The organism is Actinosynnema sp. NPDC059335, assembly GCF_042752395.1.
Taxonomy (GTDB): domain Bacteria; phylum Actinomycetota; class Actinomycetes; order Mycobacteriales; family Pseudonocardiaceae; genus Actinosynnema.
On the sequence record NZ_JBHYXZ010000116.1, the window covers coordinates 1 to 20191 of the forward strand.

A 20191-nucleotide genomic window follows, 5' to 3' on the forward strand; every position below is an offset into this window, starting at 1 on the left:
GGCGTCGGTCCGGACAGCCGGACCGCCACCGCTGACCACGGCCGTGTTCCTGTTCCCCGGCCAGGGCGTGCTGCGCGACGCGGCGGGCGCGGCGGCGCACCGGTTGTTGGACGGGTTCCGCGCGCACTTCGACGCGATCGCCGACGCCGTCCGCGCCGCGCACGGCGTGGACCTCACGCCCGTGGTGTCCGACGCCGGCGACCCGCGGTGGTTCGAGCACACCGTGCACCAGCAGCTCGGGCTGTTCGCGCTCGGCTGCGCCCTGGGCCGCCAGCTCGCCGACTGGGGCGTGCGGCCGGCTGCGTTGTTCGGCAACAGCGTGGGCGAGTACGCCGCCGCCGTGCTGGCCGGGCTGTGGACCCCGGAGGACGCCGCGAACCTGGTCCACGAGCGGGCCGCGGCGATGTGGCGGACCGAACCGGGGCTGATGGCGGCCGTGGACGCGTCGTGGGACGAAGTGCTCCCCCGGTTGGAGGGCCACGACGGCGTGTCCGTCGCCGTCGCCGGACCCGGCCGGACCGTGCTCGCGGGGCCGCCGCGGGCCGTGCGGGCGCTGCTCGACGGCGACGACCTGCGCGGCTTCGCGGTGCGGCCGCTGGCGACCGCCAGGGCGTTCCACACACCCGCGATGGAACCCGCCGCCGCCGCGCTCGCCGCGCTGGTCGCCGCGACCCCGGCGACACCGCCCACCGTGCCGATGATCTCCAACGAGACCGGCGACTGGGCGGGCGCGGTGACCACACCGGAGTACTGGACCAACCAGATGGTGCGCCCCGTCCGCCTCGACGACGGCGCGCGCACGCTGCTCGCCGCGGGCCACCACACGTACCTGGAGCTCGGGCCCGGGGCATCCATGTCGGCCGCGCTGCGCCGCCACCCCGACTGGTCGCCCGAGCACGGCGCGATCCCGCTGCTGGGCGGCGAGCGCGACGTACTGCGCGCCCTGGCGGCGTTGTGGGAGCGCGGCGTGGACCGGGCGTTGGAGCACACCGACGACGGCTCGTGGCGTCGCTCGCTGCCCACCCACCCGTTCACCGCGGTCGACCCGGACCGCGGCGGAGCACCGCGCCCGCGCGTCGTGGTCACCGCGCGGCGACCCGGCGCGCTGGCCGACATCTGGACGTCCGCCCTCGGCGTGGCGTCCGTGTCGGACACCGACGACTTCCGCGCGCTGGGCGGCGACTCGCTGATGCTGGTGGACCTGCTCGCCCGCGTCCGGGAACGCACCGGCCGGACCGTCGCGTCGGCCGAGTTCCAGGCCGAGCCGACGTTCGGCGCGCTGACCCGCCTGGTCGGCGCGGAACCACCGCCGGGCGTGGTGGCGTTCGGCGCGGAACGGTCGGGCGACCCGCTGTTCCTCGTCGCCGACGCGACCGGCGCGGTCGAGGGCTACCGCGCCCTCGCCGACCTGCTGGACGTGCCCGTGCACGGCCTCGAACCCGTCGACCCCGCGCCCGACGTGGCCGCCTTGGCGGCGCAGCACGTGCGACGCCTGCGGGCGGTGCGGCCGGACGGCCCGTACACCGTAGGCGGCTGGTCGTTCGGCGCGGTCGTCGCCCACGAGGTCGCGTGCCTGCTGCGCGCCGACGGCGCGGAGGTGGACCTGCTGGTGTGCCTGGACGGGTACGTCCCCGTCGCCGGGCGACCGCTGGCGACCGACCCGGCCCACCTCCTCGGCCTCGCGCGCACCTTCGTGGGCGCGGCGACCGGGCTGGACGCGTTCGGCCGCCGCCTGCGCCGCGCCCCGGCCGTGCGCCGGCGGTTCCTGGCCACCGTCGCCGCGCTGCCCCGGCACCGGCCCGGCCGCCCCGACTTCCCGGTCGCCGTGTTCCTCGCGCGCGGCGACGGACGTGACGTCCGACGCCTGCGCGAGGTCTACGGGACCGGCGTCCAGGTCCACCCGGTGGGCGGAGACCACTGGTCGATGCTCGCCGACCCGCACGTCCACCGGCTCGCGGCACGGCTGCGCTCGGTGCTGCACACCAGGGAGTCCCGATGACCGAGAGCGTGGAGCAGGGCACCGCACCGCCGGTTCCGCTGCGCCGCAACGTGAACTTCCAGGCGCTGTGGACCAGCGAGTCGTTCGCCGCCGTCGCCAAGGAGACCGCGGAGTTCGCCTACCCGCTGCTGATCCTGGCCACCACCGGCTCGGCGCTGTTCGCGGGCACGGTGGCGTCGGCCCAGGTGGTGGTCGCGGGCCTGGTGTCCATCCCGGCCGGGCGGCTCGCCGACCGGTTCGACCGCAGGCTGCTGATGATCGGCTGCAACCTCGCGCGGGTGGTGCTGCTCGGCCTGTTCGCGCTGCTGATCGCGACGGACCTGGTCACCTTCCCGCTGGTGCTGCTGATCTCCACCGCCTCCGCGGTGTTCCTCAGCCTGTCCCAGCCGGCGGGCATCGCCGCGATCAAGGCGCTGGTGCCGCCCGAGCAGGTGTCGACGGCCATCTCGCAGAACCAGATCCGGTTCTTCGGCGCGACGCTCGTCGGCCCGCCCATCGGCGGCGCGCTGTTCGGCCTCGGCCGGGCCTTCCCCTATTTGGGCGCGGTGTTCGGGTTCCTCGTCTCCACCCTGCTGCTGCTGGTGATCCGCAAGCCGATGCAGGCCGAGGCCACCACGCACGACGACGGGAAGCGGCACGCCAAGGAGGGGTTCCGGTTCATCCGCCGCAACCCGATCCTGCTGATGATGCTCATCTGGGTCATGTGCTCGAACATGGTCTTCAACCACACGGGCCTGTTCATCGCGCTCGCCGCGACCGCCCACGACACCGACACGGCCTCCGCCGTGACCGGCGCGGCGGTGGCGTTCGCGGGCGGCGGCGGCCTCATCGGGTCGCTGGTCGCGTCCTGGGTGCACCGGCACGTCCCGCCGCGCGTGATCATGCTGTACGCGGCGTGGGTCGGGCCGGTCGCCGCGCTGCTGCTGGCGTTCACGCCGCCGCTGATCGTGATGGGCGTGGTCATCGGGTTCGTGTTCCTGCGCGCCCCGATCGTCGGCTCGCTGTTCCTGTCGTACGTGACCGTGCTCGCGCCGGACAAGCTCCAGGGCCGCGTGCTGGGCGCGGTGTTCTTCCTGACCATCATCGTGCAGCCGCTGGGGATCTTCCTGGTGGGCACGATCTTCGACCTGGCGGGACCGGTCGGGGTGTTCCTGTTCATCCTCTCGATCGCCACGCCCGCCGCGCTGACCACCCTGACCAGGACGATGCGGACCCTGCCCCGTCCCGCGGAACTGGAGGAATCGGTGTCATGACCGCAACCGGGAAGATCACGGCGGGGGAGCCCGCGGTGCGGGTGCTGCCCCCGGAGTTCTTCAACGACCCCGGCGACGACCGGCACGGCTGGGAGGCCGCGCTCCGGGCGGACGGCCCCGTCCACCGGATCGACTACCCGCCGGGCGCCGAGGCCTACATCGTCACCGACTACGAGACCACGCTGAAGGCGTTCACCGACCCGCGCCTGTCCAAGAGCGTGGACGCCGCGCCCGCGTGGTTCCGCGAGCAGCTGCGCGACGCCAGCCCCGTGCTGATCCGCAACATGATCACCGCCGACCCGCCGGACCACACCCGGCTGCGCAAGCTGGTCAGCCGGGCGTTCACCGCCCGCCGCATGGAGCTGCTGCGCCCGCGCGTCCAGCAGATCACCGACGACCTCATCGACGACTTCCCGGAGTCCGGCGAGGTCGACCTCATGGGCTTCGCCTACTCCCTGCCGATGCGCGTCATCAGCGAGTTCCTCGGCGTCCCGGACGAGGACCGGCCGCAGGTCCAGCAGGACGTGGTGATGCTCAGCGAGGCGCCCTACCCGGACGAGGAGCGCAACCGGCTGCTGCGCGTGGCCAGCGACAAGATCGAGCGGTACCTGCTCGACCTGCTCGCCGCCCGACGCGCGCGACTGGGCGACGACCTGGTCAGCGACCTGATCCGGGCCGCCGACGAGGACGACGTCTTCGAGGAGTCCGAACTGGTCTCGACGCTCGTCCTGCTGATCATCGCCGGGCACAAGACCACGGCGAACCTCATCGGCAACGGCACCCAGGCGTTGCTCCAGCAGCCCGACCAGCTCGCCCTGCTGCGCGCGGACCCGTCGCTCGCCCCGTCGGCGGTGGAGGAGTTCCTGCGGCTCGACTCGCCGGTGTTCCGCGGGACGCTGCGCATCGCCACGGAGGACATGGAGCTGGGCGGGCAGCACATCCCGAAGCAGAGCTTCGTGCACCTCATGCTCGGGTCGGCCAACCGCGACCCGCGGGTGTTCGAGGACCCGGACCGGCTGGACATCCAGCGCAAGGTCAACAAGCACTTCGCGTTCGGGCACGGCGCGCACTTCTGCGCCGGCGCGCCGCTGTCGCGGGTGGAGGGCTCGGTCGTGTTCCCGACGATGCTGCGCCGCCTGCCCGGTCTGCGGCTGGCGGTCGCCCCGCGCGACCTGGACTGGGTCTTCGACAACTCCACCAGCCGCGGCCTGCGGTCCCTGCCGGTCGCCTACGACGAGAGGCTGCCCCGATGACCGGCGCCGGAGAGCCCACCACGCTGGTCTGCCTGCCGTTCGCCGGGGCCGGCGCGTCCTTCTACCACCCCTGGTCGCGGTTCGCGGGCGACCGGCTGCGCGTCCTGCCCGCCCGGCTGCCGGGCCGGGAGCGGCTGATCGACGTCGAGCCGCACCGCGACGCGCACGTCGCCGCGGCCGCCCTGCTCACGCAGGTGGTGGCGGACCTGGGGGACGCCAAGCGGGTCGCGCTGTTCGGCCACAGCCTGGGCGCCGTGCTCGCCTACGAGCTGGCGCACCGGCTGCTCGACGTGCCGGGCGTGGAGGTGGTGCGGCTGTTCGCCAGCGGCTCCCCGCAACCGCACGTGCAGCGCGATCGCCGCGCCACCGGGCTCGACGACGACGAGTTCGTGCGGCGGGTCAGGGAGTTCGCCGGGTTCAGCGACGACGCGCTGGACGACCCGGAGATGCGCGAGCTGATCCTGCCGACGCTGCGCGCGGACGTGGAGATGCACGAGGGCTACGTGCCGTCCACGACGGACCCGCTGCCCGTGCCGGTGACCGCGCTGCGCGGCGCGGACGACGAGCTGGTGACCTCCGCCGAGGCCGCCGGGTGGGCGACCGTGACCACGGCCGGGTTCGAGCTGGTCGAGCCGCCGGGCGGGCACATGTACCTGGCCGACGCGGGCGAGCGCCTGGTCCACCTGGTGGACCGGGCCGTGAACGAGGGGTGAGGACGTGCGGCTGAGCGGCAAGGCGGTGCTGGTCACGGGCGCGGCCCGCGGCCTGGGTCGCGCCACCGCGCTGGCCTGTGCCGCCGAGGGGGCCGACCTCGTGCTGCTGGACGTGGCCGCGGACGTGCCCGGCGTGCCGTACCCGCTGGGCACGCCGGGCCAGCTCGCGCACACCGCCGAGCGCTGCCGGGCCGCGGGGGCGGCGGTGCTCGCGCACGCCGCCGACGTGCGGTCCACGGCCGACGTGCAGGCGGCGGTGGACGTGGCGCTGGACCGGTTCGGGCGGCTCGACGTCGTGGTGAACAACGCCGGCGTCGCCGCCCCGGCGGGCAAGCCGGTGCACGAGATCGGCGAGGACGAGTGGTCCCTGATGCTCGACATCGACCTGACCGGCGCGTGGCGGGTGATCCGCGCGGTCGGCAAGCACATGGCGGCCGCGCGGTCGGGCAGCATCGTCAACATCTCCTCCACGGCCGGCCTGGTGGGGTACCGGCACTTCGCCGGCTACGTCGCCGCCAAGCACGGCGTGATCGGGCTGACCAAGGCGGCGGCGCTGGACCTCGCCCCGATGAAGGTCCGGGTGAACGCCGTGTGCCCCGGCTCGGTGCGCGACGACAACGAGGTGGAGGGGCGGATGCTCGCCGAGATCGCCCGCGCCCTGGACGTGCCGGTCAGCGAGCACGAGCAGGCGTTCACGACGGCGCAGCCGATGAACGCGCTGGTGGAACCCGCCGACGTGGCCGCGGCGGTGGTGTACCTGGCGTCCGACGAGTCGCGGCACGTGACCGGTGCGGTGCTCGCGGTCGACGGTGGCTTCAGCGCCCGATGACGGGGACGGGGGAGTGGTGATGGCGGTGCACGCGGTGGCCGTGCCGGTGGACGTGGACGCGGCCGAACTGGCGGCGCGGGTGCGCGCCCGCGTCGGCGCCCGGCTGTGGGTGGACGACGTGCCCGCCGGGGAGTTCGACCGGCGGCGGTCGGCGGAGCTGGCGCGCCCGACCGACGACGTGCGGTGCGTGCTCGTGCGCTCGGGCGAGAGGGCGTCCCTGGTGGTCGCGGCCCGCCGGGACCTGCCGGTGCTCGCCCTCGCGGCGGCGCTGCTCGACCCGTCGGCGGAGCTGCGCTGGGAAGGCCGGGCGGTCGCGGCGCCGGCGGCCGACCCGCCACCGTGGGGCCTCGGCACGGGGTCGGGCGTCGCGTCGGTGGCGCTGCCGGTGGCCGGCGGGGACGAGACCCGCTGGCGCGCGGCGCTGGCCGACGTCCTGGCCTGGTACGGCGGGACCCCGGCGGTGGGGCTGTTCGTGGAGACCACGCGCCTCGCCGGGGCCGAGTACGTCCCCGGCCCGCCGGTGCACCCGTTGACGCTGACCGTGTTCCCGGAGGGCGACGGGTGGGTCCTGCGCTGCGACCACCTGACCGGCCACTTCGCCCCCGACGTGGCGGAGCGGTTCGCCCGGCACGTCGCCGCCGCGTACGACGCGGGGGTCGCCCCGTCGCCCGCCGTCGTGGCGGAGCTGGTGGAACTGGGGCGGTCGCCGGTCGCCCTGGACTCGACGCCCACGACGATCTCCGAGGCGTTCCGCCGCGTCGTGACCCGGTCGCCGGAGGCGATCGCGGTGTGCGACCGGGACGTCCGGCTCACCTACGCCCGCCTCGACGCGCTCTCCGACGCCGTGGCGGACGGCCTCCGGGAGCGGGGCGTCGGGCCGGGGGACCGGGTCGTCGTCTGCCTGGAGCGGACGTCGGAGCTGGTCGTGGTGCTGCTCGGGGTGTTGAAGGCCGGCGCCTGCTACGTGCCGACCGACCCGGCGTACCCGGCCGACCGGCTCGCCTACACCGCGCGCGACGCCGCCGCCGCGCTCGTCGTGACGCGGCTCGCGGGGTTCCCGGCCGACGACGTCGTCGCGCCGGACGACCTCGCCGCCCCGCCGGGCTCGACCGGCGCACCCGCGGGCAGGCCGCCGTGGGACGCCGACTCCCCCGCGTACGTCATCTACACGTCGGGTTCCACGGGACGCCCCAAGGGCGTGGTCGTGCCGCACCGCAACGTGATCGCGCTCGTGGACGCGACCCGGGACGAGTACGGGTTGGACGCCGACCAGGTGTGGACCCTGTTCCACTCCAGCGCCTTCGACTTCTCGGTCTGGGAGGCGTGGGGCTGCCTGCTGACCGGCGGGCGGCTGGTCGTGGTGTCCTATGAGGACTCCCGCGACCCGGAGCGGTTCCGCGACCTGCTGGCGGGCGAGGCGGTGACGGTGCTGAGCCAGACGCCGTCGGCGTTCGCGCAACTGCTCGACGTCGACCACGCGGCCCTGGCCGTGCGCCTGGTCGTGCTCGGCGGCGAACCGCTGGACGCCCGCGTGCTGCTGCGCTGGCACGACCGGCACCCGGACTGCCGCGTGGTGAACATGTTCGGCATCACCGAGACCACCGTCCACGTCACCGCGCAGACCTACGACCGGGGGCTCGCGCTGGCCGCGTCCCGCTCGGTGGGCCGGCCCCTGCCCGGCTGGCACGTCTACGTGATGGACGAAGGAGGCCGGCCCACCCCGCCCGGGGTGCCCGGCGAGATCTGGGTGGGCGGCGCCGGCGTCGCGCTCGGCTACCTCAACCGGCCCGAGCTGACCGGGCAGCGCTTCGTCCCGGACCCGTACGCCGGGGGCACCGCCTACCGCAGCGGCGACCTGGGCCGGTTGCTGCCCGACGGCACCCTGCACCACCTCGGCCGGATCGACGGCCAGGTGAAGATCCGGGGCTTCCGGGTCGAACTGGACGAGATCCGCGCGGTGCTGCTCGAATCGCCCGACGTGCGCGCGGCGGCCGTCGTCGTCCGCGACCCCGGGACCGCGCGGGCGCGGCTGGACGCCTACGTCGTCCCCGCCGGGCTGGACACCCGCGACCTGCACACCCGCGCCCGCGACATCCTGCCGGACCACATGGTCCCCGCGACCGTGACCGCGCTCGACGCCCTGCCGCTGACCGCGAACGGCAAGCTCGACGCGTCCCGCCTGCCCGAACCCGACCCGCGCGCCGAACCGGCCGCCGCACCCCCTCCGCCCGGCGAGGGCTCGACCGACGAGGGGTTGGCCGAGGCGATGAGGGAGGCGTGGAGCGCGGCGTTCGGCATGCCCGTGGGCCTGGACGACGACTTCTACCACCTGGGCGGCAACTCCCTGCTGGCCGTCCGCATCAGCGCGGCGCTCAAGTCGCGCGGCCTGCCGTCACCGAGCCTGCGCGAGCTGTTCCGCACGCCGACGATCAGGGAGCTGACCACGAGGTGACCTGTTCGCGGATCACCGGCGGCGCGGTGGGCATGTGACGACCAGCGCCGCCGCGACGACCGCGGCGAGCACACCGGCCAGGACGAACGTCGTGCCGAGGCCGACGGCGTCGATGACCGGTTGCGCGATCAGCGGTGACGAGAACTGGCCGAGGAACAGGGCCGACGTGAGCAGGCCGAGCGCCCTGGTCCGCGCGCCGGGGGACACGGAGGCGACCAGCCAGCCGTTGAGGGTCGGGTTCTGCAGGCCGATGCCGATGCCGACCACCACCATGCCGAGGCCGGCCACCCAGAGTGTGCCCGCCGAGCCGATGAGGAGCAGCCCGACGGCGAGCGCCGCGAACATGCCCGTCGCCAGCACCGGGAAGTCCCACCGGGCGCGCAGTCGCCGGTAGTTCAGGCCCACCAGGGTCATCACCAGGTTCACCGCGGCGATCAGGGCCCCGGCGACCGCCGGACCCGCGCCGCCCACCTCGGCCAGCCAGAACGGGGCCTGCGTCGGCACGGTGTAGAACGCGACGACGCCCAGGAACACCAGCGCGTACAGGCCGAGCGACCGCCGCTGCCACGGCGTGCCCCCGGTGACGCCTTCCTCCGGCCGCACGGCCGCCTCGGGCACGAACCTGAGCACCAGGACCAGCAGCGGCACTGCCAGCAGGTACACCGCGAACGGCCCGCGCCAGCTCCCGGCCGCCAGCACACCGCCCATCAGCAGCGCCACGACCCCGCCGAAGCCCATCGCCGCGCCCTGGAGGCACAGCACCCGGCCGTGCTCCCCGACGGGGTGGTGGTCGGCCAGCAGGGCGGTCGAGGTGGTCATGATGCCCGCGATGCCGACCCCGAGCAGCGCCCGCCCGACGAGCAGCCCGGACAGCGAGTCCAGCACCAACCCCGACCCGCCGCCCACGGTGTAGAGCGCGAGGCACGCCACCAGCACCGGCACGCGCCCCGTGCGGCCGCTGAGCCGGGCGAGCAGCGGGGCGGAGATCATGATCAGCAGGCCGGGCAGCGTCAACACCAGGCGCACCAGCAGTTGCGCGTGCGGCTCGCCCGCGAAGTGCCGCTCCATGCCCGGCAGCGCCGGGGTGATCGTGGCGCTGGCCATGATGGTCATCGTGCTGACGCCGAGCAGGGTCGCCAGGAGGGACTTGGGCGGTCGCCGCACGTCCGCGACGGGTGTTGCGGTCATGGTGGCGACGCTAAGACCTCGACCATGCTGGAGGTCAACGACGACGCAGCCGTGATCACGTCAGGCGGTGCCCCGCCGCGCCGGACGACACCGGACCCGGATGCGACCCCGACCCGGTCCGCCCGCCCCACGTCCACCGCCGAGCGGGGGTCGATCACCGCGGAGGAGGCCGGTCGGAGCCGATAGAGCGCTGCGATACCGGCCGATGGAACTTTGATACCGGCACGGTCGAAGCGGCCACCTCGCACCCGGAGTGGTGACATCCTTGGCGTACACGGGCCCTGCACACCGATCAGGCCGACGGAGTGAGCATGACGGACGCGGTGGACAGCGACGGTGGCAAGGCCCTCGGCACGCCGGCCGACGTGGTCCAGCACGCGGAGGTCCGGGCGGCCGGTCACGTGGTGCAGGCCGGCCGCGATGCGGTGATCACGTTCCGGCAGGCGGCCCGGCGGGTGGCGTGGCCGGTGCGGGTCGGGCTGCCGCCCGGACTCGCGGACCACTACCGGAAGCGACCGGACTACGACCTGGTGGCGGAAGTGCTCGCCGCCGGACGGGGAGAGGACGCGATCGGGCGCACGCTCGGCGTGGTGGTGTCGGGGCTGGGCGGGGTCGGGAAGTCGCAACTCGCGGCCCGGTACGCGTGGTCGAGGTGGTCGGACGCGTCGCTGGACGTGGCGCTGTGGATCTCGGCGGTGTCGCGTGACGCCGTGGTCATCGCCTACGCCGAGGCGGCCGCCCGGGTGTTGGTCGACCGTGACCCGCAGATCGCCGAACGGCCGCCGGAGCAGGCCGCGAAGTCGTTCCGCGAGTGGTTGGCCGCGACCTCCCGGCGGTGGCTCGTGGTCCTCGACGACGTCCAGGACCCGGTCGACCTCCGTGACCTGTCCCCGCCGCCGAGCGCGGCCGGGCAGGTGATCCTCACCAGTCGCCGACGTGACGCCGCGCTGCGCCGCGGGGAGTACCGGGTGGTCGAGTTGGACGTGTTCGACGCGGACGAGGCCGTGGCCTACCTGACCGGGGCGCTCGGCCGCGACGCCGATCCCGCGCAGCTGCGGGGCCTGGCGGTCGAGCTGGGGCGATTACCCCTGGCGTTGGGGCAAGCGGCGGCGTTCATCCTCGACCAACCGCTGCTCTCGGTCGCCGACTACCGGGCGATGCTGGCCGACCGGCGTCGCACGCTGGCCGAGCTGGCCCCGCCCGAGGACGCGTTGCCCGAGCACCAGGCCACGGTCGCGGCGACCTGGTCGTTGTCCATCGAACGCGCCGACTCGGTGCGCCCCGGCGTGGCACGCCTGCTGCTGGAGGTCACCAGCCTGCTCGACGCCAACGGCACCCCGCTCGGCGTGTTCACCGACAAGTCCATTGTGGACCACCTGGCGGACCGGATCGGCGGCGAGGTCCGCGTCGAGGACGTCCACGACGGGCTGACCCGCCTGCACCGGTACCACCTGATCACCCTGGACCCCGGCCGTCCCGGCCGCGCGGTGGCCGTGCACGCCCTGGTGCAACGCGCGGTCCGTGACACCATCGCCCCGGACCGGCTCCCCGCGCCGGCACGTGCCGCGGCCGACGCCCTCCACGCGGTCTGGCCCGAGATCGACACCACCGATGCCGAACTCACCCAGGCCCTGCGTTCCTGCGTCGACAGCCTGCGCACCCACGCGATCCTCTACACCGACGACCTGCACCCCGTGCTGGAACGGGCGGGCGAGTCGTTGGGGCAGACCGGCCAGGTCCACGCCGCGATCGCCTACTGGCACGCCCTGCACGACGAGGTGAACGCCCACCTCGGCGCGGACCACCCCGCCACCCTGACCACTCGCCACCACCTCGTGGCCTGGCAGGCCGAGGCGGGCGACCTGGCGCGCGCCGTGCCGGCGCTGGAGTCGTTGCTGGCCGACGAACGCCGGCTGCTGGGCGCCGACCACCCCAGGACCCTCGCCACGCGCAGCCGCCTGGCCTGGTGGCGGGCCGAGGCAGGTGACGTGGACCGGGCGGCGGCCGAGTTGGAGTCGTTGCTCGCCGACCGCGTGCGGGTGCTGGGGCCCGATCACCCGGACACGCTGACGACGCGCGCGAACCTGGCCCGTCGGCGGGGCGAGGCCGGCGACCCGGCGAGGGCGGCGGTCGAGTACCAGGCGCTGCTCGCCGACCGGCTGCGCGTCCTGGGCCCGGACCACCCGGACCCGATGAAGACCCGTCAGAGCCTCGCGTTCTGGCGCGGCAGGACGGGCGACCTGGCAGGCGCGGTGGCCGAGCTGGAAACGCTGCTGGCCGACCGGCTGCGGGTGCTGGGACCGGACCACCCCAGCACCCTGATCACCCGCAGCACCCTCGCCCAGTTCCGGGGCGAGGCCGGTGATCCGGCGGGAGCGGCGGCCGACCTGACCGCCCTGCTGGCCGACCGCCTCCGCGTCCTGGGCGCCGATCACCCGAAGACGCTCGCCACCCGCGGTCGGCGGGCGCACTGGCTGGGGGAGGCCGGCGACCCGGGCGCCGCGGCGGCGGAGCTGGAGGCGCTGCTGGCCGACCAGCGGCGGATCCTGGGCCCCGACCACCCCCACATCGCGGCAACGGCCGCGGACCTCGCGCGGTGGCGAGGTGTCGCCCCGGACGTCGGCGGGGATCGGGCAACGCCGTCGTGAGTCCCCGGTGGGCTAGGGGGTGCTCGGGCGCACCACCAGGTCCAGTGCCCGGAGAAGGGTGTCGAGCGCGTCCGGCGCGGCGCCGAGCACGGCGAGCGGGAACGACGGGTACCGGCGGACCAGTTCGTCGTCGTCGGCCTTGAGCAGCGAGGCCAGTCCCGGGTGGCCGCGCAGTTCGGCGAGGACGTCGAGCGCCGGCGCCTCGTCCACGTCCCAGACGGACCTGAGGTTGGCCGTCAGCTTTGGCTTCTCCGATCGGGTGATGCGCGAGGACACCACGGCAGTGCTCTCCGTGGCAGCGGGGATCAACCGCGTCCGCGGCACATCGCGTCACTTGTTGCGCGGATAGGTTTTCTGCACTTCGCCTTTCAGGTTGGCTTCCAGGTAGGCGCCGCCGTAATCGTCGGCCAGGTAGGCCCTCATCGTCGCGGTTCCGTCGATGATGTCGGTGCTCACGATCAGGTATCGCATGGTCGGTTGGGGGACGCCCAGTTCGCGGTTCGCCTGCTCGAACAGCGCGGGCACGGCGTCCCAGTTCGCGTCGTTCAGGTCGAGCACGGCCCGGTCGGCGTCGACGCCGTCGGCGCCCTTCCTGGTGGCCTTGCCGGACCGGTACTCGAAGTCGTCGAAGCCGTGCGCGACGGCGGAGGTCGGGGCGACGGCGGTGGCGAATTCCGACCACAGCGTCAGGTCGGACACCTTGGTGCCGCCCATCACCTCGCTCAGGGCGGCGACGGCCTTGCGGGCGCCGGCCGGCGTGAGGAGGTCTTCCCCGGGGGCCACCTCGGTAGTGGTGGTCGGGTCGGGGAGGGCGATGTTCGGCATGGTGGTCGGCACCGTGGACGTGCCCTTGCCGTTGTTCGCCGGGTCGTCGCCGTCGGTCAGGTGGACGACCAGCAGCGTGGCGGCGACGACCAGTGCGACGCCGAGCACCGAGACCACCACGGCTCCCGCCCGCTTGCGCGGCCCGGGGAGCGGGGTCGGGTAGGGCGAGGCGTAACCCGGCGGGCTGCCCATCGGCGTGCCGCCGGCGGGGGTTGGCGTCGGGGTCGGGCCGGACTGCCGGTGGGGGTGCTCCGGGACCGGGAACCCGCCGGGGGTGGCCGGGCCCGGCGAGCCGCCGGCCGGGCCGGGGAAGCCGGCGGGGGCGGGGAAGCCGGCCGGGCCGGGGAAGCCGGTCGGGGTGGCGGGTCCGGGGAACGGGGCGGCGGCGCGTTCGGCGGCGGCCAGCAGCTGGTCCAGGACCTCGCCGGTCGGGCGTTCGGCCGGGTCGTTGCGGAGGGCGGCGTTCAGCGCCGGGGCGAGGGCTCCCGCGCGGCGCGGTGGCGGGACCGGCTCGGTCATCACGGCGGCGAGGGTGGCCATCGTGGTGGCCCGGCGCATCGGGTGGTGGCCCTCGACGGCCACGTACAGCAGCATGGCCAGGGACCAGAGGTCGGACGCGGTGTGCGTCTCGTCGCCGCGCAGCCGTTCCGGGGCGATGTACTCCGGCGACCCGATCACGTCGCCGGTCGCGGTGAGCTGGGTCGAGCCCTGGAGGGCGGCGATGCCGAAGTCCGTGAGCACGGCGCTGCCGTCGGTCCGCAGCAGCACGTTGCCCGGTTTGACGTCGCGGTGCATCACGCCCGCCGAGTGGGCCGAGCGCAGCGCCGCGAGCACGTCCCGGCCGACCCTGGCCGCCTCGGCGGGGCTCAGCACGCCCTTGGCCAGCCGCGCGTCCAGGGACGTGCCGCGGACCAGCTCCATGACGATCCACGGGTACGGCGAGTCCGGCGAGTCGATGATCTGGTAGATCGACACGACGTTCGGGTGCTGCAGCCGGGCCAGCGCGCGGGACTCGCGCAGGACGCGTTCCCGCAGCTGGGCGGCCATCGCGGGGTTGCCGTCGAGCTGGTCGGCGTCGGCGGGGCGGACCTCCTTGATCGCCACCTCGCGCTGCAGCCCCAGGTCGAGGGCGCGCCAGACCGTACCCATCCCACCGCTGCCCAGCCGCTCCAGCAGCTCGAACCGACCGTCGACGATCCGGCCGGGGTGCTCTCGCTCAGACACCGCGCAACGCTAGCAACCCGCAGCACCCGATCGGGTGACCGGCCGCACCTCGGGGCGGGCGACGCCGCGCGCGAATCCTCCTGTGCCGGGCGCGTGCGGTAAATCCGCCGAATGAGTTGTTCGCGCCGATAGGCCGATCGTGAATTGGCGAGTTGTCGCCAATCGGTTGCCTTGACCCCCCGGAAAACGCGTCATTAGCTTGATCCCCGACGAATGGATCCCGTCGTCGTCGGCGCAGCGCGCGCTCAATCGGGTGGAGGTCTCCATGGTGGGTTCGTCCAGGCGCGGTCCGAGACGGTGGTCCACCGCCGCGGTCGTGGTGGCCTTGCTCGGGTCGCTCGTGGCGTTGGCCGCGCCGGCCCAGGCGCACCCCGGTCACGGCGAGGAGACGTTCAAGGCCCTCGTCTTCGGCAAGACCGCCGGCTTCCACCACCCGTCGATCGAGACGGGCGTCGCCGCGATCCGCCGACTCGCGGACGAGCACGGCTTCACCGTGGACGCCACCGACGACGCCGCCGCGTTCACCGACGCCAACCTCGCCCAGTACGAGGTCGTGGTGTTCCTCTCCACCACCGGCGACGTCCTCGACGCCGCCCAGCAGGCCGCCTTCGAGCGCTACATCCGCGCCGGCGGCGGGTACGCGGGCGTGCACGCCGCCAGCGACACCGAGTACGACTGGCCCTGGTACGGCGACCTGGTGGGCGCCTACTTCTCCGGCCACCCCCAGCCGCAGGACGCGACGGTGAAGGTGACCGACCCGGCGCACCCGTCCACCGCCGACCTGCCGCAGACGTGGCGGCGGTTCGACGAGTGGTACAACTACCGCACCGACCCGTCCGCCGACGTGCACGTGCTGGCCGAGCTGGACGAGACCAGCTACACCGGCGGCACGATGGGGTCGAGCCACCCGATCGCCTGGTGCCAGGACTACGACGGCGGCCGGTCCTGGTACACCGGCCTGGGCCACACCGACGAGTCCTACGCCGAGCCGGCGTTCCTGGACCACCTGCTCAAGGGCATCCAGACGGCGGCCGGCGTGCTGGACGCCGACTGCTCGGCCACCCGCACCGACGCCTACGAGAAGGTCACGCTCGACGACACCACCGCCAACCCGATGGAGCTGGCGATCGCCGAGGACGGCCGCGTGTTCTACATCGACCGCAACGGCGCGGTGCGCGTCGTCCGGCGCGACGGCTCGGTCGTCACCGCCGGCACGCTGAACGTCTACACCGGACAGGAGTTCGGCCTCCTCGGCATCGCGCTCGACCCGGCCTTCGCCGCCAACAACCACCTCTACCTCTACTACTCGCCCGCCGGCGCCGAGGCCGTCGACCGGGTCTCCCGCTTCACGCTCCAGGGCGACACGATCGTGGCCGGCAGCGAGAAGGTCCTGCTGACCGTCGCGACCCAGCGCGAGCAGTGCTGCCACGCCGGCGGCGCGCTGGAGTTCGACAACGACGGCAACCTCTACATCACCACCGGCGACAACACCAACCCGTTCAACTCCGACGGCTACTCGCCGCTGGACGAGCGGGCCGGTCGGTCCGCGTGGGACGCGCAGCGCTCCGCCGCCAACAGCGCCAACCTCAACGGCAAGATCCTGCGCATCACCCCGCAGGCGGACGGCACCTACACCGTCCCGGCGGGCAACATGTTCCCGCCCGGCACGCCCAAGACCCGGCCCGAGATCTACGCCATGGGCTTCCGCAACCCGTTCCGCATCGGGCTGGACCCGCTGACCAACAAGCTCCAGGTCGCCGACTACGGCCCCGACGCGGGCCAGAGCGACCCGCGGCGCGGGCCGGACGGCCGCGTGGAGTGGAACGTCGTGGACCGGCCCGGGTTCTACGGCTGGCCCTACTGCGTCGGCGACAACACCCCGTACGTCGACTACGACTTCGCCACCGGCGCGTCCGGCGCGCAGTTCGACTGCGCCCACCCGGTGAACGACTCCCCGAACAACACCGGCATCACCGAGCTGCCCGCCGCGATCGGCACGAAGATCTGGCAGGGCAAGACCAGCACGGGCAACCCCGAGATCGGCGGCAGCGGCGCGCCGATGGCGGGCGGCACCTACCGGTTCGACCCGGACCTGGCGTCCGAGCACAAGTGGCCCGCCTACTGGGACGGCAAGGCGATCTGGGGCGACTGGAACGACAACCGGCTGTTCTCGTTGCAGCTCGACGAGTCCGGCTCGACCGTCGTGGACATCAGCCGGATGCTGCCGGGCATGGCGTTCAACCGGCCGCACGCCATGCAGTTCGGCCCGGACGGCTCGCTGTACCTGATCGAGTGGGGTTCCGGCTTCGGCGGCAACAACGCCGACAGCGGCGTCTACCGCATCGACTACGTGCGCGGCGACCGGGCCCCGGTCGCGGCGGCGAAGGCGGACAGGACCTCCGGGCACGCGCCGCTCACCGTGCGGTTCGACTCGGCCGGGTCGCGCGACCCCGACGGCGACCCGCTGACGTTCGCCTGGGACTTCGACGGCGACGGCGCCACGGACAGCACCGAGCCCGCGCCGAGCCACACCTACACCGCGAACGGCGACTACACCGCCCGGCTCACGGTCACCGACCAGGGCGGCAGGTCCGCGGTCGCCAACGTGACCATCGTCGTGGGCAACACCCCGCCCGTGGTCACGCTGACCGCGCCGGTCGACGGCGGCTTCTTCGACTTCGGCGACCAGGTCGCCTACCGCGTCACGGTCACCGACGCCGAGGACGGCACGATCGACTGCCAGGACGTGGTCGTGCAGCCCGCCCTGGGCCACGACGAGCACTCCCACGGCTACGAGCAGTACCGCGGCTGCGAGGGCCTGGCGCTGATGTCGGGCGACGAGGGCCACGTCGGGGCGAACATCTTCGGCGTCCTCACCGCCAAGTACACCGACAAGGGCGGCGACGGCGCGTCCCGGCTGACCGGCGAGGCGATCGTCGTGCTCCAGCCCAAGCACAAGGAGGCCGAGTTCCACACCGCGACCGGTCGCACCGCGGACGGCATCGGCGACGACGCGGACGGCGTGCAGCAGGAGGACACCACCGACGTCGGCGGCGGCCGGAACATCGGCTTCATCACCGACGGCGACTGGTTCTCGCTGCGCCCCGCCACGCTCCAGGGCATCGACCAGGTCCGGTTCCGGGTGGCGGCGGCGTCCGAGGGCGGGCGGCTGGAGGTGCGCGTCGGCGCGCCGGACGGCCCCCTCGCGGGCACGGCGACGTTCGCCGGCACCGGCGGCTGGCAGACCTGGACGACCGTCACCGCCGACCTCGCCGACGACGTGCCGGCCGGGTCCGAGCTGTACTTCGTCACCCGCAGGCCGGCGGGCAGCGCGACGACCGGCTACCTGGTCAACGTGAACTGGCTGGAGTTCGCCGGCCGGGGCGTGACGCACAACCAGCGGCCCGCGGTCGAGGTCTCGGCCACCACGACGTCGGGCACCGCGCCCCTGGAGGTGGACTTCACCGCGTCGGCCACCGACCCCGACGGCGACACCCCGATCACCTACACCTGGGTGTTCGGCGACGGCGGCACGGCCACCGGCGCGTCGGTCGGCCACACCTACACCGCCGCGGGCACCTTCACCGCCAAGGTCACCGCGACCGACGCGCGCGGCGCGAGCGCGACGAAGACCGTCCCGATCACCGTCCGCGCGCCCGACGTGACGTGCTTCTCCGGCCGGTCGGACGACTTCCCGGGCACCGCGCTCGACCGGAACCGGTGGACCACCGTGGTGCGGGAGAACCAGCAGCTCGCGGTGCGCGACGGCCACCTGGTGCTCCCGACCGCGCCGTCCGACATCTACGGCACCACCAACACCACGCCGAACATCGTGCTGCAGGACCTGCCGTCCGGGCCGTTCCAGGCCACGGCCAAGCTGCGCGTCCCCGTGCGGCGCGCCTACCAGCAGGCCGGCCTGGTGATCTACGGCGACGACGACAACTACGCCAAGATGGTGCTCGAAGGCCGTTCGGACACCGACGACGCGGCGAGCCGGATCTTCCAGTTCATCCGCGAGGAGGCCGGGCAGCCCAACGAGGTGGGCGAGTCCAACACCGCGCCGCTGGGCGCGGACTACCCCGACACCGTGTGGGTGCGGTTCACCAGCGACGGGCAGAACCTGACCGCCTCCTACAGCGCGGACGGGCAGGCGTTCACCACGATGCCGCAGACCAAGGCGCTGGCGGGCATGGCGAACCCGAAGGTCGGCCTGATCTCGCTCGTGGGCGGTGGCGGCGACCGCCCGGTGGTGGACGCCGAGTTCGACTGGTTCACCCTCACGCCGGACGACACCGCGCCGGTCGAGCCGGACGACGACTTCTCCGGCACGGCGCTGGACGGCTGCCGCTGGAACGCCGTCGTGCGGCCCGACCCGAGCGGCTACGGCGTGGGCGACGGCAGCCTGCGCATCGACACCAGCGACGGCGACATCTACGGCACCGCGGACGACAACCCGGCCAACTTCATCCTCCAGCACGCGCCCGAGGGCGACTGGGTGATCGAGACGGAGGTGGACGCGTCGGCGTTGGACGAGCGCTTCCAGCAGGCCGGGCTGATCGCCTACGCGGACGACGCCAACTACGTCAAGCTCGACCACATCGTCACCAACGAGCCGGGCGCGCCCGTGCAGCGCGGGGTGGAGCTGCGGTCGGAGAGCGGTGATGTGGTGGGGCAGCCGCAGCCGGGCGTCGGCGGGCTCTCCGGGGGCGTGTGGCACCTGCGGCTGGCCAAGTCCGGCACCACCTACACCGGTTCCTACAGCGCCGACGGCCGGGTCTGGACGTCGCTCGAACCGGTGGTCAACGCGAACCTGACCGGGGCGCGGATCGGCCTGTTCGCCCTCGGCGGCGGGCAGACCGCGACCAAGCCCGCCCGGTTCAGCCACTTCCGGGTGTCCACCGACCGGACTGCTCCGGTGCTGTCGGTCGTCACGGACCCGGCGTCGCCGGGCGCGGGCGGGTGGTGGACGGGTCCGGTCACGGTGACCGCCTCGGCGACCGACGACGGCTCCGGGCCGGTGCGCGTCGAGTACCGGGTGGGCGCGGGCGAGTGGGCCGAGTACACGGCTCCGCTGTCGTTCGCGGACGACGGTGAGCGGGTGGTCGCGTTCCGCGCGACCGATGCCGCCGGCAACGCCTCCGCGGAGAAGACGGCGACCGTTCGGGTCGACCGCACCGCGCCGCGGCTCACCGTGAAGGCGGACAACGCCCCCGGTCCGACGGGGTGGTGGACGACGCGGGCGCTGGTGTCGGCGACGGCCGCCGACGACACGTCCGGCGGCGTGGTGCTGGAGCAGCGGCTCGACGGCGGCCCGTGGACGCCCTACACCGGCGTCGTGTCCGTGGGCGAGGGCGTCCACCGGGTGGCCGTGCGGGCGACCGACGCGGCGGGCAACACCTCCGCCGAGCAGTCGGTGGCGGTGAAGGTGGACACCGCGCCGCCGGTCACGAAGGCCAAGCGCGGCTCGTCCGCGTCCCGCGTCCGGCTCACCGCCACGGACGCCACATCGGGCGTGGCCCGCACCGAGTACCGCGTGTCCGGCGGCGCCTGGCAGACCTACCGGGGCGGCGACGTCCACGTCCGCCCCAACGGCAAGGAGTACCTGGAGTACCGCTCGATCGACGTGGCGGGCAACGTCGAGGCGGTCGGCCGGTACACGCCCCGGCCGGGCCGCGACGACGACTCCTGGCAGCCCTTCTAGGTCGGTGGACGCGACAGGAGCCGGTGGGGGGGGGTGGCCCCCCCCCGGCCCGGGAGTGGGGCCTGCTCATCCCCCAGGGGGAGTTCGGGCCCCCCCCCCACGCGGA

11 protein-coding genes are annotated in these 20191 nt (G+C 74.1%); 8 read left to right on the forward strand and 3 right to left on the reverse strand.

Annotation, left to right across the window (positions count from 1 at the left end):
- The 6 genes from ACFXGA_RS29000 to ACFXGA_RS29025 form a co-directional block, all read left to right on the forward strand.
- A partial coding sequence (locus tag ACFXGA_RS29000; RefSeq protein ID WP_378093230.1) for an acyltransferase domain-containing protein occupies positions 1-1999 on the forward strand: 1999 nt, incomplete at its 5' end.
- A complete protein-coding gene (locus ACFXGA_RS29005) occupies positions 1996-3252 on the forward strand; it encodes an MFS transporter (protein ID WP_378093232.1) in 1257 nt (418 codons plus the stop codon). The genes ACFXGA_RS29000 and ACFXGA_RS29005, both read left to right, overlap by 4 nt.
- The gene (locus ACFXGA_RS29010; protein WP_378093234.1) at positions 3249-4505 is read left to right on the forward strand and encodes a cytochrome P450; all 1257 of its coding nucleotides are present in this window, start codon (positions 3249-3251) and stop codon (positions 4503-4505) included. The genes ACFXGA_RS29005 and ACFXGA_RS29010 overlap by 4 nt, the downstream gene beginning before the upstream one ends.
- Positions 4502-5218 carry a thioesterase II family protein gene (locus ACFXGA_RS29015; protein ID WP_378093236.1) on the forward strand — a complete coding sequence of 239 codons (717 nt, stop codon included), beginning with the start codon at positions 4502-4504 and terminating at the stop codon, positions 5216-5218. The genes ACFXGA_RS29010 and ACFXGA_RS29015 overlap by 4 nt, the downstream gene beginning before the upstream one ends.
- Before the next feature lie 4 nt (positions 5219-5222).
- Entirely contained in the window at positions 5223-6047 is an 825-nt protein-coding gene (locus ACFXGA_RS29020) for an SDR family oxidoreductase (protein WP_378093239.1), read from the forward strand.
- A 19-nt stretch (positions 6048-6066) separates the two neighbouring features.
- Positions 6067-8499 (forward strand): non-ribosomal peptide synthetase, encoded by a 2433-nt coding sequence (locus tag ACFXGA_RS29025; RefSeq protein ID WP_378093241.1) that lies wholly within the window; start codon positions 6067-6069, stop codon positions 8497-8499.
- Between the two features lie 12 nt (positions 8500-8511).
- Here ACFXGA_RS29025 and ACFXGA_RS29030 read toward each other — a convergent pair whose 3' ends face one another.
- Positions 8512-9687, reverse strand: coding sequence for an MFS transporter (locus tag ACFXGA_RS29030; RefSeq protein WP_378093243.1), 1176 nt, complete (start codon positions 9685-9687; stop codon positions 8512-8514).
- A 311-nt stretch (positions 9688-9998) separates the two neighbouring features.
- Here ACFXGA_RS29030 and ACFXGA_RS29035 point away from each other — a divergent pair, with 311 nt between their 5' ends.
- Positions 9999-12335: a tetratricopeptide repeat protein gene (locus tag ACFXGA_RS29035; RefSeq protein ID WP_378093245.1), complete on the forward strand. Its 2337-nt coding sequence runs from the start codon at positions 9999-10001 to the stop codon at positions 12333-12335.
- Positions 12336-12347: 12 nt separating this feature from the next.
- On the opposite strand, the gene ACFXGA_RS29040 is transcribed toward ACFXGA_RS29035, so the two are convergent.
- Complete coding sequence (locus tag ACFXGA_RS29040) at positions 12348-12611, reverse strand: hypothetical protein (RefSeq protein ID WP_378093247.1); 264 nt, start codon at positions 12609-12611, stop codon at positions 12348-12350.
- 54 nt (positions 12612-12665) lie between these two features.
- Positions 12666-14384 carry a protein kinase gene (locus ACFXGA_RS29045; RefSeq protein ID WP_378093249.1) on the reverse strand — a complete coding sequence of 573 codons (1719 nt, stop codon included), beginning with the start codon at positions 14382-14384 and terminating at the stop codon, positions 12666-12668.
- A 316-nt stretch (positions 14385-14700) separates the two neighbouring features.
- Here ACFXGA_RS29045 and ACFXGA_RS29050 point away from each other — a divergent pair, with 316 nt between their 5' ends.
- Complete coding sequence (locus ACFXGA_RS29050; protein ID WP_378093251.1) at positions 14701-20085, forward strand: ThuA domain-containing protein; 5385 nt, start codon at positions 14701-14703, stop codon at positions 20083-20085.
- Positions 20086-20191 lie beyond the last annotated feature (106 nt).

What these genes read in the sequence shown, in the direction of transcription:
- ACFXGA_RS29005 (WP_378093232.1), top strand. Translation starts at nt 1,996, where the DNA reads ATGACCGAGAGCGTGGAGCAGGGCACCGCACCGCCGGTTCCGCTGCGC.
- ACFXGA_RS29010 (WP_378093234.1), top strand. Translation starts at nt 3,249, where the DNA reads ATGACCGCAACCGGGAAGATCACGGCGGGGGAGCCCGCGGTGCGGGTG.
- ACFXGA_RS29015 (WP_378093236.1), top strand. Translation starts at nt 4,502, where the DNA reads ATGACCGGCGCCGGAGAGCCCACCACGCTGGTCTGCCTGCCGTTCGCC.
- ACFXGA_RS29025 (WP_378093241.1), top strand. Translation starts at nt 6,067, where the DNA reads ATGGCGGTGCACGCGGTGGCCGTGCCGGTGGACGTGGACGCGGCCGAA.
- ACFXGA_RS29030 (WP_378093243.1), bottom strand. Translation starts at nt 9,687, where the DNA reads ATGACCGCAACACCCGTCGCGGACGTGCGGCGACCGCCCAAGTCCCTC.
- ACFXGA_RS29035 (WP_378093245.1), top strand. Translation starts at nt 9,999, where the DNA reads ATGACGGACGCGGTGGACAGCGACGGTGGCAAGGCCCTCGGCACGCCG.